Source organism: Sphingobacterium sp. BIGb0165, assembly GCF_024810095.1.
Taxonomy (GTDB): domain Bacteria; phylum Bacteroidota; class Bacteroidia; order Sphingobacteriales; family Sphingobacteriaceae; genus Sphingobacterium; species Sphingobacterium detergens.
Window position 1 is genome coordinate 295,004 of the sequence record NZ_JANUEB010000009.1, and the last position, 12,038, is coordinate 307,041.

Sequence of the window (12,038 nt, forward strand, 5' to 3'; positions counted from 1 at the left end):
GTTTTTTAAGTTTTATGCTCCGTATCTGCTATGAAGTAAGGCCGTACTATCTTGGGGGCAACTGTATGCCAACCTCCTAATTAAAAGGGATTTTATCCTAATATAATAGGGGATTAATAGGTACTTTATACGCTTTTATCCGAATGAGGTCCGGACAAGGTCCGAATGAGGTCCCTATAAAGTCCCTGTTAGTTGCGAATTTGTATCAAAGTTAGTCACTGGATAAATTGAATCAGACATAAGCTTTTTTTATCAAATGCCTTTTTGCGAAGTGGATGGAGTTTTTACCTTTCTAAATGTTAAAAAACCTTAAATTGAAATGTAATAATTTGATTACTCAATAATTTTACGGTACTTTGAAATACTATTAATTGATTGTTTTACAATAAGAAAGGAACACTATACGCTAAACATTTACATTTTATAACAGAACTGATAATTTATTTGCGAACTGCTAAAAAGTAAGTGACGTATGAGACTTTTGAAAAGTAAGAGTGATCAAGAATTGATCCAAATGTATGTCGGGGGCCAAGAGTCCGGCCTAGAGGCATTGTTGAATCGATATAAATCGAAAATTTACACCTCTATATATATGAAAGTAAAAGACGAATATCTTGCTGAAGATATTTTCCAGGAGACTTTCATTAAAATCATCAACACATTAAAATCGGGTAAGTACAATGAAGAGGGAAAATTTTTGCCTTGGGCTATCCGTATTGCCCACAATATGATCGTTGACTTTTTTAGAAAAGCCAAACGGGCCCCAAATATTGTTAATGCGGATGGTTTCGACATTTTCGAGGTATTGGAATTCAGTGATGAAAGTGCTGAATCTAAGATGCTGAAACAACAGGTCGATGTAGACTTAAAGAAAATGATCCAGAAACTACCAGATGATCAGAAAGAGGTTTTAATTATGCGCCACTTCTGTGATATGAGTTTTAAGGATATTGCTGAGATAACAGAGGTGAGTATCAATACCGCCTTAGGAAGAATGCGCTATGCATTGAGTAATTTACGTAAAATGATAGAGGGCTCTGATTTGGTCTTTCAGATGGGATAATGAAATAGGCTCTATAATTTAGAAAATAACAAGCAAAGGGAGTGAGTTTTTCACTCCCTTTTTTATGCTACAATGTCATGTCGGCATCAGAAGAAATTGTTCTTTTTGTCAGTTATACGCTTTTTATTATCTTAGAAGTTCATGCCTTTATCAATTTATAGGAATTGGAATGAGGTTTGATGATCATATTGAAACTATTAAAAAGAAAATAACGATAAAAATATAAAAAAGCTATGTACTTGATTTTATTTATTGGAATAATGGTGGTAAGCCTAATTGTCCAGACACGATTTAAAAACAAATTTAAGAAGTATTCAGAGATGCCATTGGGGAATGGAATGTCTGGTGCTGAGATTGCGCAGAAAATGCTAAATGATAACGGTATATATGATGTGAAGGTATTGTCTATTCCTGATCGCTTGGGAGATCATTACAATCCATCGGATAAAACGGTCAACTTGAGTCCTGAAGTATATAGTGGTCGTAGTGTAGCGGCAGCAGCAGTAGCGGCCCATGAATGTGGTCACGCTGTCCAACACGCAAAAGCATATAAATGGTTAGGTTTCCGTTCAGCGATGGTACCAATGGTCAATGCAGCTTCCAAAATGACTTCATGGGTATTAATGCTTGGGGTAATGTTATTTGCATTTTCCAAAGGTGGTAATCCATGGTTGTTAGCGGTCGGTGTAGGTGCATTGGCGATCACAACCATTTTCTCGTTTATCACACTTCCGGTGGAATTTGATGCGTCAAACCGTGCCTTAGAATGGCTGAACCATGCGGGCGTTACTTATAATGGTGAGGAGCATGATGGTGCAAAAGATGCATTAAAATGGGCTGCTATGACTTATGTCGTTGCTGCTTTGAGTGCTTTGGTGACACTTTTATACTATGCTTCCATCTTATTTGGTGGGCGTAGGAGCGAGTAAAGAGTGCTATCTAAACTTGAGTATACAAAGAAATGCGATTAATTTTTAATAGTCGCATTTTTTATGAGGTGTTAATGAGGTTACTACAGACAATTTTTTTAACTTTGCTGTTTATATAGAATAAGATTCAGATTTTATGTTTTCAAATCTTCAAGATAAGCTAGATAGGGCCTTTAAGGTATTAAAAGGACAAGGCAGTATTACCGAAATCAACGTTGCGGAAACGATGAAAGAAATTCGCAAAGCATTGTTGGATGCCGATGTGAATTATAAGACTGCTAAAACTTTTACGGATGATGTTAGACAAAAAGCTTTAGGGCAGAATGTATTGACAAGTATTTCTCCGGGTCAGTTGTTGACTAAAATCATGAATGATGAGTTGACAGAATTGATGGGTGGGTCTGTCACGGAGTTGGAGATTGGTAAAAATCCTACTGTTATTTTGATCGCAGGTCTGAATGGTGCCGGTAAAACAACTTTTTCTGGTAAGCTGGCATTATTCCTGAAAGATAAAAAGAATAAAAAACCATTGTTGGTTGCAGGTGACGTTTATCGTCCAGCAGCGATTGATCAATTGGAAGTCCTGGCTGAACAAGTTGGTGTTCCTGTTTATGTTGATAGAGCATCAACAGACCCGATTGCTATTGCGAAAGCAGGTGTTGAAGAGGCAAAACGCAATGGGCATAATGTTGTAATCATCGATACTGCTGGTCGTTTGGCTATAGATGAGCCTTTGATGGTTGAGATTACTGCTGTTAAGGAAGCGACAAAACCGGATGAGATCTTATTTGTGGTTGACTCAATGACTGGTCAGGATGCCGTCAATACAGCGAAGACATTCAACGATCGTCTTGATTTTACAGGTGTTGTATTGACCAAATTAGACGGTGATACGCGCGGTGGTGCTGCATTATCAATTAAATCCGTTGTCAATAAACCAATTAAGTTTATTGGTACCGGAGAGAAGATGGATGCACTGGATGTTTTCTACCCAGATCGTATGGCGTCCCGTATTTTGGGTATGGGTGATGTCGTATCGTTGGTGGAGCGTGCGCAACAACAGTTTGACGAAAAACAAGCTGCGGAGCTTCAAAAGAAAATCCGTAAAAATAAATTTGATTTCAATGATTTCAAATCCCAGATCCAACAGATCAAAAAAATGGGTAACATGAAAGATTTGATGGGCATGATTCCTGGAGTAGGAAAAGCAATGAAGGATATTGAAGTCGATGATAATGCATTCAAACCTATCGAAGCAATTATTGATTCAATGACACCTTTTGAACGAGAAAATCCGGATGTAATAGATCAAAAACGTCGTTTACGTATTGCCAAAGGTTCGGGAACTGACGTTAATGAAGTGAACAAATTGTTGAAGCAATTTGGCGACATGCGTAAAGTGATGAAACAGATGTCTAATCCTGCAATGGCTGCGAAGTTGATGCGCAATATGCCTAAAATGCCTGGGAAAATGTAATTTTAGTGTATAGTTCTATACGATGGGGCATTGTACGCATACAATGCCCCATTTTTTTTAATAAATAATTTGTAATTTCAAGTTCCTCGCTAGAGTAAACGAAATAATTGTTAAATTTGTAATTATTATGGATGACCCCGCGCAATTATCGGAATACGGCAAAATCCTTATCATTCTGCTGATAGGGGCATTGTTAGTCTGTGCGACCATTTTTCTAGCACGTTTAATTTCTCCTAAAAAGAATAATCCCATTAAATCTAGTACTTACGAATGTGGCGAAGACCCTATCGGGTCCTCTTGGGTACAATTCAATCCCCGATTTTACGTTATCGCTTTAGTGTTCCTGCTTTTTGATGTTGAGCTCATCTTTATTTTTCCTTGGGCTACAGTATTTGGACAATCGGAATACATTGCCGCAGACGGCAGATGGGGATGGTTTACGATGATTGAAATGGCGATGTTTATTGGTATTTTAATCTTGGGATTGGTTTTTGTCTGGAAAAAGGGAGATTTGGAATGGGTGAAACCCAATGTATCTCTACCTAAGGTTCCTGTAAATATTCCTCAAAGTGCTTATTCAACATTGAACAATAGCAGCTATCAAGTGCGGAACTATAGAGAGCCGGCGGTTGCGGTCGTAGAGAATACTGTTGCGCAAGAGGTGACAGCTGCGCCAAAGATTGCTTTTAAACCTCGATTTAAAAAACCTGAGTAAGCATGAGTTTAGATAGTCAACTACAAAATAATGGTGTCGTTGTTGCCAAATTGGATGATCTGCTTAACTGGGCAAGACTTTCTTCGATGTGGCCGATGAGTTTTGGTATTGCCTGTTGTGCGATCGAAATGATGGGAGCTATGGCTTCAACTTATGACCTGGATCGGATGGGTGTTTTTCCTAGACCTTCACCGAGACAATCAGATGTTATTATTATTGCTGGTACAGTCACATTTAAAATGGCTGACCGTATAAAAAAACTATACGAGCAGATGCCCGATCCCAAATATGTGATCTCGATGGGCTCCTGCTCCAATTGTGGTGGTCCCTATTGGCAGCATGGTTATCATGTAGTGAAGGGAGTGGATCGGATTATCCCGGTGGATGTGTATGTTCAGGGATGCCCACCTCGTCCAGAAGCACTGATAGGTGCTTTTATTGAACTGCAAAAAAAGATAGATAAAGAAAGCTTATTAGGTGAACAGCTGTTCAGGGAAAAAGCTTAAAAGATAAATTTTATAAGATTTTAGAATCAATTATGGCAAAAGATTTTTATGGCGAACTGCAATTAGGCATTCTTGGTGGTGGTCAACTCGGAAGAATGTTAATCCAGGAAGCCATTAATTACAATGTAAACGTTCATGTACTGGATCCCGACAAGAATGCCCCTTGTCGTAAACTGTGCAATAGATTTGAATGTGGCTCATTGAGCGATTTTGAGACAGTATATGATTTTGGTAAAGACCTGGATTTGATTACTATCGAGATCGAAAAAGTGAATGTGGATGCATTGGAGAAACTGGAAGAGGAAGGGGTGATCGTTTACCCGCAGTCGCGTATTATTCGCCTGATCCAGGACAAGGGATTACAGAAACAGTTTTTTAAACAAAATGATATCCCGACTTCTGCGTTTCAATTGATATCAACTAAAGATAATTTAACAAATGCTTCGTTAAGTTTACCCTACATACAAAAACTACGTAGAGATGGGTATGATGGAAAAGGCGTAAAGAAGATCGTTACTGAAGCGGATATCCAGGATGCCTTTGAAGAGCCAAGTTTGATTGAAGAGTGGATAGATTTTGAAAAGGAAATTGCTGTTATTGTTGCACGTAACGATAGAGGTGATGTCTCCACTTTTCCAATGGTAGAAATGGAATTCAATCCACAAGCTAATTTAGTGGAGTTTCTTATCGCGCCATCATTATATGGTGTAGAGATTCAGCAACGTGCGGAAGCAATTGCGAAGAAAATCGCAGATGACTTGCAAATCGTCGGTTTGCTTGCAGTGGAAATGTTCCTAACGAAAAATGGTGATATTCTGGTGAATGAAATTGCTCCACGTCCGCATAATAGTGGTCATCAAACCATCGAAGGGAATTATGTTTCTCAATTTGCACAACATTTGAGAGCAATATTCAATTTACCATTGGGTGATACAAGATGCCGGACAAACGCTGTCATGATCAATTTACTGGGCGAGGATGGTTATGAGGGCTTAGCAAAATATGATGGAGTAGAAGAGGTGTTGGCGATGGAAGGAGTCTATTTACATCTGTATGGCAAGAAGTATACAAAACCATTCCGCAAGATGGGGCATATCTGTATCATCAATGATGACCGTGATAAAGCCATCTCCAACGCAAGAAAAGTACAAGAAATATTAAAAGTTAAAGCTTAATAATACTATGTCAATCAATAATAAGGCCCAGGTAGGCATTATCATGGGAAGTAAATCCGATCTTCCTGTTATGCAGGATGCCATCGATGTCCTGAAAGTCCTTGGAGTAGAATTTGAGGTCACAATCGTTTCGGCACACCGTACGCCGCAACGTATGTTTGATTATGCTAAAAATGCCGCGTCTCGTGGTTTAAAAGTAATTATTGCGGGAGCTGGTGGTGCTGCGCATTTACCTGGAATGGTGGCTTCAATCACGCATTTGCCTGTAATCGGTGTACCTGTAAAATCATCCAACTCTATTGACGGCTGGGATTCGGTCCTTTCCATCTTGCAGATGCCTAATGGTATTCCTGTAGCAACAGTTGCGCTAAACGCTGCAAAAAATGCAGGTATATTGGCTGCTCAGATCCTGGGAACTCATGATGAGACGATCAGTAAAAATATTATCGATTTTAAAGAGGAATTAGCACGGAAAGTGATTGAAACTGCGGTCGAAGTAGAGGATACGCAATTCTAATAAAATCTTATCAAATAAAAAAAGGGAAGCATTGCTTCCCTTTTTTATTTGATAAGATTTGCCTGAACGTAATCGTAGCTTTTCTTAAGACTTTCCATCTTGTTAGGCATGTAGATATCGTCTTGCTCTACGAAAGCGTATTTCAGGCCCGATTTAGCCTTTTCTTTCACAATTTCTGGGAAAGAGATGCTTCCGGTACCAACTTCGGTATACCTGATATCTTTAAAGATTTGTTCCACAGGTAACTTACCATCCTTAGGCCATTCGATCGGATTAGATTTTGTACGGTCCATATCCTTCACATGCCATAGTTTAAATCTATTGGGGAATTTTTCAAATATGGAGATGGGGTTTTTCCCGGCTTTCTCGGTCCAGAAAAGATCGAGCTCAAAATCGACGAGATCAGGTTCTGTAAAAGCCAACATGACATCTTCACCTGTAGTATTGTTCCCTAAATCTCTAAATTCCCAAAAATGGTTGTGGTATGCAACCTTTAGTCCTAACTTTTTAGCTTGTTCACCGGCCTTATTGAGCTGTTCTGCAGCATAGAGATAGTCATCTTTTTTAAGCGCATTGATATCGAACATCGGTGTTACTGGCGCAATCACATATTCCTGTCCAAGCTCTTTTGCAGCATCAAAGTAAACGGATAAATCTTCTTTATCGGTATGTGATTTACTGAGATATTTAGACATATCATAGTGACCTGAGTGCGTTTTTAGGCCATTGTCATCCAGAATCTTCTTTAGCTCTTTATAGGGTAATTTCCAGAATTGTTTGGCAGTAGGATCTATGCCATAAAGCTCGACATGTTTGTAGCCAATTTTTGCTACCTGTTCCAAAGATCCTTTCGGATCTTTATCCATCAAATCACGTATGGAGTACAGCTGTACTCCTATATTCTGCAAAGGATTGTCACTGACAGCACCCGTTTTATTTTGACAAGATATCAAGTTGGGCATCAGATAAGCTGCCGAAAGACCTATTCCAGCTTGCTTTAAAAATTGACGGCGAGAATTGTTCATCATATAACTGATTATGTGTTAGTGTACAATGTACAATTATTTTGTTCAAAAATCAATAGAACATGCTGGAATATTTTTGTGAAAGGATAATACTGAATTATCAGAAAATAAGAAAGGGCGTGCGTAAAAAGTAAAAACAAACCCGCTGAAAATTACACATTTGCTAAGTGGAGGGGGAGGATACAAACAGTAATAAAAAAAACGAGGATGTCCAAGCTTTTGAACATCCTCGTTTTGTATGTTTAAGAATAAGAACTTAAACAGTCATGATATCTTTTTCTTTCAGTTCAGACAGATTATCAACTTTTACAATGTATGCATCAGTCAATTTTTGGACTTCCCCTTCAGCGGTTTTGATTTCGTCTTCTGAGGCACCGTCATTTTTTAATTTTTTGATGGACTCATTGGTGTCTTTGCGGATGTTACGGATACCTATACGGCCTCTTTCAGTCTCTTCTTTTACTTTTTTCACCAAGTCACGTCTTCTTTCCTCTGTCAAAGGCGGGATATTCAAGCGGATCACAATACCATCATTCTGTGGGTTGACACCAAGATTAGCATCCGTAATTGCTTTTTCAATTGCATTGATGAGCGATTTTTCCCAAGGTTGGATGACAATAGTCCGAGCATCAGTTGTATTGATGTTAGCTACTTGTGAAAGTGGAGTAGCACTACCATAATAATCGACTGAAATACCATCTAACATAGATGGAGAAGCTTTACCGGCACGAATTTTTGTTAATTCTGACTCCGTGTGAGCAACTGCTTTGGACATCTTGTCTTTACAATCGTCCAATTCAATTGAAATTAGTTCGTTCATATAAGATTACGTTTTTTACAGATATTAATTATTTTACCACAGTTCCAACATGTTCACCATTGGCAAGTTTCAATAAATTGCCGGGCTTGTTCATGTCAAATACAATGATTGGTAATTTGTTTTCTTGACAAAGGGTAAAGGCAGTCATATCCATTACATTTAACCCTTTCTCGTATACCTCCGTGAATGAGATTTCTTCGAATTTTGTTGCACTAGGATCTTTCTCCGGATCAGCAGTATAGATACCATCTACACGTGTCCCTTTTAGTACAGCATCGGCATTGATTTCAATCGCGCGCAAAGAAGCTGCTGTATCCGTCGTGAAATATGGGTTTCCGGTACCAGCTCCGAAAATAACAATACGACCTTTTTCCAAGTGGCGTACAGCTCTTCTGCGAATAAATGGTTCACAGATCTGTTCCATCTTGATAGCTGTTAGCAAACGTGTCTTTTTCCCTACTTTTTCAAGAGCATCTTGCAGTGCCATACTGTTGATTACAGTGGCAAGCATTCCCATATAGTCTGCTTGAACACGGTCCATCCCTGATTTTTCAGCACTCAAACCGCGGTAAATGTTACCACCGCCGATAACAATTGCAATTTCTAAACCTTGATCGTGAATTTCTTTGATATCATTAGCGTATTGTGATACACGGTTAATATCGATACCATAGCTTTGGTCACCCATTAAGGATTCACCGCTAAGTTTTAATAAGATACGTTTGTATTTCATAATTGTTTTTTTGGAAATTTTCCAAAGGTCAAAGATAAAATTTTTTTTTCAACCCTTAAGGCCAAAAATGATATTTATTGCGCTTTTGTTGTTTGATCAATCACTTCGCGGTAATATTGTTCGTATAAAGGCATGATATTGGACAATTGGAATTTTTTTGCATGATTTAATGCTGCTTCTTTAAATTTCTCTAATCTGTCAACATCTTCCAAAATATAGATCGCATTCTTGGCCATATCGTCCACATCACCTACATTGCTCAGAAATCCTGTTACACCGTTTTCATTCAGTTCAGGCAATCCACCTGTATTGGATGAAACAACCGGAACCCGGCAAGCCATTGCCTCTAAGGCAGCCAAACCAAAGCTCTCGGAGCTCGAAGGCATCAAGAAAAGATCGGAAACAGACAAGATCTCTTCCACAGCATCCTGTTTACCCAAAAAACGAACATCCATACATACATCCAATTCTCTGGACAGTTCCTCTGCGTTGCGACGTTCAGGACCATCACCAACCATTAATAGTTTGGAAGGGATGACATCATGTACTTTCTTAAATATACGGATGACATCTTCCGTATTTTTTACTTTTCTGAAATTGGAGGTATGGACCAAGATCCGCTCATTGCCCGGAGCAATCGCTTTTTTGAAATGGGAGCGGTCCCTATTGCTGAATCTATCGAGATCGATAAAGTTGGTAATCACTTTAATATCTCTGGTGATATCAAAATACCGGAGTGTCTCATCTTTTAGATTTTGTGAAACGGCGGTTACACCGTCTGACTGATTGATCGAGAAGGTGACGACAGGACTAAAGCTTTTATCTTTTCCAACCAGTGTAATATCTGTACCATGAAGTGTGGTTACTACAGGGATATTAATACCATAGGTCGTCAGTAATATTTGTTTTGCCATGAACGCAGCCGAAGCATGGGGAATGGCATAATGCACATGGATCAGATCCAGCTTTTCAAAGCGTACGACATCAACCAATTTACTGGCCAACGCAGATTCGTAAGGTAAAAAGTCAAAAAGCGGATATTGGGATACTGCAACTTCGTGGTAATAGAGGTTTTCCGAAAAGAAATCTAGGCGTGCAGGTTGTCGGTAGGTAATAAAATGGATCTCATGTCCATTGGCTGCTAAAGCCTTTCCTAATTCCGTTGCCACAACACCACTGCCACCAAACGTGGGATAACAAACAATGCCTATTTTCATCTTTATGAATTGATTTTTAAAGCAGATGAAGCAATCAGATTTATTCAGCCATTATTGGTTGGAATAAATCAAGATGGTTTCATCTCTAATTTTTGTGTTGCAAATTTCGACTATTTATGCCTAAAATAACAAAAACCAATTGCCATAGTTTTGTGAATTTTTTGATTACTTAAAAAGCATTATCTTTAAGTAGACATTTAAGCGGTATATGGACAATTTTACCAGTGATATCTCAGGGCAGCAATTCCCTTTGGAACAACGTATTTTGGGCGCCTCTATTCGACAACCCATTTTTAAATTAATCCGGAAGGAATATCCAAATTTTGGGAAAGATAAATATATTTCCGCGACAGAACTGACACGATTTAAGGAAGCTTATATTACTGAATTTTTAAAAGATGAGTCGGGACAACTCAGCCAACTGGATCAACAAGTTATACAGAGCTTTAAGGACAACAAGGTCATTAGCGCTAGCATGGATAACGATGGAGCAACGGCAGCCTCAGTAGGTGAACGTGTCGCAGACAAAGTTGCTGAATTTGGGGGAAGTTGGACGTTCATTATTTCTTTCGTTGTATTTTTGCTGATCTGGATCGCGGTCAACATGTATTGGTTAAATAATAAAGGTTTTGACCCTTATCCATTTATTTTGCTTAATCTGATCTTGTCCTGTGTGGCTGCACTGCAGGCCCCGGTGATTATGATGAGCCAAAATAGACAAGAGGCCAAGGATCGTGAACGGGCGCGGAATGATTATATGGTAAATCTGAAGGCCGAGCTTGAAATCAGGGAACTACATGAGAAAATTGATCACCTCATTATTAGAAAAGAACAGGAACTCGTTGATGTGCAGCGTGACCAAGTAGAAAAATTGGGCTTCCTGTTACAGAAAATGGAAAAAATAGAAGAAGCGTTTAAAAACAAATGAATATAACAGAATTAATAGGAGAGCTGACCTTTAAATTTTCAAGATCGGGAGGAGCAGGGGGGCAACATGTTAATAAGGTATCCTCCAAAGTTACCCTGCAGTGGAATGTGGAGCAGTCTGCAATTTTCTCAGCAGAAGAAAAGGTTGTAGTGACTGAAAAGCTTTCGAATCGTATCAATAAAGAGGGAATATTGCAATTGGAATCGGATACGGACCGCTCACAGGTACGAAACAAAGAAATAGCCATTGATCGTTTTCTTAATCTACTGAAAGAGGCCCTTGTGCCCACCAAACCAAGAAAGAAAACCAAAATACCTTATTCCAGTGTGCTGAAAAGATTGGATCGCAAGAAACAACAATCCCAATTGAAAGCTTCACGTAGACGAAGTTTTGAGGATTAATTTGTTATAAAAAAGTGTTCGGTTAAATTTTATTCATTTGTTATTCAGGCTGTTAAGTATATAACTAAAGAAATAGTTGTAAAACTATTTCTTTAGTTATATACTTGTATTGTAATCGATTACAACAGTACTGTTAATAATAAGGAGTTATGGAAGATTTTAAAGAATTGACTAAAGCAGAAGAACAGATCATGCAGGAGCTTTGGGAAATGGGGCGTGGTTTTGTCAAAGATATCATTGACCGACTACCTGAACCGAAACCAGCTTACAATACAGTTTCAACGATAGTGCGTATTCTCGAAACCAAGGGTTTTGTGTCGCATGAGTCTTTTGGTAAAAGCCATCAGTATTTGCCGAAGATCTCAAAAGAGGAATATAAAAAAGGAATCACTGGTAAGTTGTTGAATAATTATTTTAATAATTCTCCCAAAAGTATGCTTTCTTATTTTCTGGAAGAGAATAAATTGGACGTCAAAGAATTAAACGATATTCTTTCGATCATCCAACAGAATAAATAGTAACAACCACCTCT

14 protein-coding genes are annotated in these 12,038 nt (G+C 38.6%); 10 read left to right on the forward strand and 4 right to left on the reverse strand.

Translation table 11 applies throughout. From position 1 onward, the window contains the following. Positions 1-514: 514 nt before the first annotated feature. The 7 genes from M2408_RS21220 (at position 515) to purE (ending at position 6,382) form a co-directional block, all read left to right on the forward strand. A complete protein-coding gene (locus tag M2408_RS21220; protein ID WP_408022393.1) occupies positions 515-1,063 on the forward strand; it encodes an RNA polymerase sigma factor in 549 nt (182 codons plus the stop codon). A 233-nt stretch (positions 1,064-1,296) separates the two neighbouring features. After that, positions 1,297-1,992, forward strand: a complete 696-nt coding sequence (locus tag M2408_RS21225) for a zinc metallopeptidase (protein ID WP_259186460.1) — start codon at positions 1,297-1,299, stop codon at positions 1,990-1,992. Positions 1,993-2,128: 136 nt separating this feature from the next. Next, positions 2,129-3,469, forward strand: a complete 1,341-nt coding sequence (gene ffh, locus M2408_RS21230; RefSeq protein WP_259186461.1) for a signal recognition particle protein — start codon at positions 2,129-2,131, stop codon at positions 3,467-3,469. Between the two features lie 127 nt (positions 3,470-3,596). Continuing rightward, on the forward strand, positions 3,597-4,184 hold the full coding sequence (locus M2408_RS21235; protein ID WP_259186462.1) for an NADH-quinone oxidoreductase subunit A: 588 nt from the start codon (positions 3,597-3,599) through the stop codon (positions 4,182-4,184). Between the two features lie 2 nt (positions 4,185-4,186). Then, a complete protein-coding gene (locus tag M2408_RS21240; protein WP_259186463.1) occupies positions 4,187-4,690 on the forward strand; it encodes an NADH-quinone oxidoreductase subunit B in 504 nt (167 codons plus the stop codon). Between the two features lie 32 nt (positions 4,691-4,722). Next, positions 4,723-5,865: a 5-(carboxyamino)imidazole ribonucleotide synthase gene (locus tag M2408_RS21245; protein ID WP_259186465.1), complete on the forward strand. Its 1,143-nt coding sequence runs from the start codon at positions 4,723-4,725 to the stop codon at positions 5,863-5,865. Positions 5,866-5,872: 7 nt separating this feature from the next. After that, a complete protein-coding gene (purE, locus tag M2408_RS21250; RefSeq protein ID WP_259186466.1) occupies positions 5,873-6,382 on the forward strand; it encodes a 5-(carboxyamino)imidazole ribonucleotide mutase in 510 nt (169 codons plus the stop codon). A gap of 44 nt (positions 6,383-6,426) precedes the next feature. Here the strand turns inward: purE and M2408_RS21255 are convergent, their stop codons facing one another. The 4 genes from M2408_RS21255 to bshA form a co-directional block, all read right to left on the reverse strand. After that, positions 6,427-7,410: a sugar phosphate isomerase/epimerase gene (locus M2408_RS21255; protein ID WP_259186467.1), complete on the reverse strand. Its 984-nt coding sequence runs from the start codon at positions 7,408-7,410 to the stop codon at positions 6,427-6,429. A 253-nt stretch (positions 7,411-7,663) separates the two neighbouring features. Next, positions 7,664-8,227, reverse strand: coding sequence for a ribosome recycling factor (gene frr / locus M2408_RS21260; RefSeq protein WP_223583934.1), 564 nt, complete (start codon positions 8,225-8,227; stop codon positions 7,664-7,666). Between the two features lie 28 nt (positions 8,228-8,255). Further along, entirely contained in the window at positions 8,256-8,960 is a 705-nt protein-coding gene (pyrH, locus tag M2408_RS21265) for a UMP kinase (protein ID WP_075991132.1), read from the reverse strand. A gap of 74 nt (positions 8,961-9,034) precedes the next feature. Then, positions 9,035-10,177, reverse strand: coding sequence for an N-acetyl-alpha-D-glucosaminyl L-malate synthase BshA (gene bshA / locus M2408_RS21270; protein ID WP_259186475.1), 1,143 nt, complete (start codon positions 10,175-10,177; stop codon positions 9,035-9,037). A gap of 208 nt (positions 10,178-10,385) precedes the next feature. Between bshA and M2408_RS21275 the strand changes: the two genes are divergently transcribed. The 3 genes from M2408_RS21275 (at position 10,386) to M2408_RS21285 (ending at position 12,024) form a co-directional block, all read left to right on the forward strand. Next, positions 10,386-11,105, forward strand: a complete 720-nt coding sequence (locus M2408_RS21275) for a DUF1003 domain-containing protein (RefSeq protein ID WP_259186476.1) — start codon at positions 10,386-10,388, stop codon at positions 11,103-11,105. Further along, entirely contained in the window at positions 11,102-11,506 is a 405-nt protein-coding gene (arfB, locus tag M2408_RS21280; RefSeq protein WP_259186479.1) for an alternative ribosome rescue aminoacyl-tRNA hydrolase ArfB, read from the forward strand. Before M2408_RS21275 ends, arfB begins: the two co-directional genes overlap by 4 nt. 149 nt (positions 11,507-11,655) lie before the next feature. Next, on the forward strand, positions 11,656-12,024 hold the full coding sequence (locus M2408_RS21285) for a BlaI/MecI/CopY family transcriptional regulator (RefSeq protein ID WP_259186480.1): 369 nt from the start codon (positions 11,656-11,658) through the stop codon (positions 12,022-12,024). Positions 12,025-12,038 lie beyond the last annotated feature (14 nt).

Coding starts and splice junctions, on each gene's coding strand:
- M2408_RS21220 (WP_408022393.1), top strand. CDS start 515: ATGTATGTCGGGGGCCAAGAGTCCGGCCTAGAGGCATTGTTGAATCGA.
- M2408_RS21225 (WP_259186460.1), top strand. CDS start 1,297: ATGTACTTGATTTTATTTATTGGAATAATGGTGGTAAGCCTAATTGTC.
- ffh (WP_259186461.1), top strand. CDS start 2,129: ATGTTTTCAAATCTTCAAGATAAGCTAGATAGGGCCTTTAAGGTATTA.
- M2408_RS21235 (WP_259186462.1), top strand. CDS start 3,597: ATGGATGACCCCGCGCAATTATCGGAATACGGCAAAATCCTTATCATT.
- M2408_RS21240 (WP_259186463.1), top strand. CDS start 4,187: ATGAGTTTAGATAGTCAACTACAAAATAATGGTGTCGTTGTTGCCAAA.
- M2408_RS21245 (WP_259186465.1), top strand. CDS start 4,723: ATGGCAAAAGATTTTTATGGCGAACTGCAATTAGGCATTCTTGGTGGT.
- purE (WP_259186466.1), top strand. CDS start 5,873: ATGTCAATCAATAATAAGGCCCAGGTAGGCATTATCATGGGAAGTAAA.
- M2408_RS21255 (WP_259186467.1), bottom strand. CDS start 7,410: ATGATGAACAATTCTCGCCGTCAATTTTTAAAGCAAGCTGGAATAGGT.
- frr (WP_223583934.1), bottom strand. CDS start 8,227: ATGAACGAACTAATTTCAATTGAATTGGACGATTGTAAAGACAAGATG.
- pyrH (WP_075991132.1), bottom strand. CDS start 8,960: ATGAAATACAAACGTATCTTATTAAAACTTAGCGGTGAATCCTTAATG.
- bshA (WP_259186475.1), bottom strand. CDS start 10,177: ATGAAAATAGGCATTGTTTGTTATCCCACGTTTGGTGGCAGTGGTGTT.
- M2408_RS21275 (WP_259186476.1), top strand. CDS start 10,386: ATGGACAATTTTACCAGTGATATCTCAGGGCAGCAATTCCCTTTGGAA.
- arfB (WP_259186479.1), top strand. CDS start 11,102: ATGAATATAACAGAATTAATAGGAGAGCTGACCTTTAAATTTTCAAGA.
- M2408_RS21285 (WP_259186480.1), top strand. CDS start 11,656: ATGGAAGATTTTAAAGAATTGACTAAAGCAGAAGAACAGATCATGCAG.